The following is a 420-nucleotide window of genomic DNA, read 5'->3' as shown; positions in this document are numbered from 1 at the left end:
CATTACCTGTACCTGTAATACGCATTTTTTCGGTTCCCGAAGCATTACCACCTGCACTTGTTGAAAATATTAACGGTGCTGGATTTGTTGTCATGTGGGTAGTTATCAACAGTTGCTGAACTCCCGCCCCGGTTGCTGTTAAATTAACCTGACCACTTGGAAAAGACTGCAAATCAAAACGATTAGAAGTAGCTCCAGAACCCGAACTCACAGATATATCTGCATCGTGTGTACCTTGTGCCTCAGAGCCAATACGGCCATTTGGATCAAACCTAATAACTCTTTCCGGTGAAGTAAACCTAAGGCTATTTCCAGCTAAAGTTACTGTTCTGTTACTTGTTAGTGAACCATTTGCATTGTAAATATTAACAAAAGATGACGTAGAAATTGATCTTAACACACCTGTAAGTGGATCTGTAA

The 420-nt window shown here is 40.5% G+C and carries 1 protein-coding gene; it reads right to left on the bottom strand.

Annotated features, from left to right (window positions below):
- Positions 1–420, bottom strand: a 420-nt coding sequence (locus JHD69_RS20495) for a hypothetical protein (RefSeq protein ID WP_199142163.1), incomplete at both ends; no start/stop codon positions are given.

The sequence above is a fragment of the Pedobacter sp. ASV12 genome, assembly GCF_016429155.1.
Taxonomy (GTDB): Bacteria; Bacteroidota; Bacteroidia; order Sphingobacteriales; family Sphingobacteriaceae; genus Pedobacter.
This window is presented reverse-complemented; position numbering and strand designations above follow the sequence as displayed.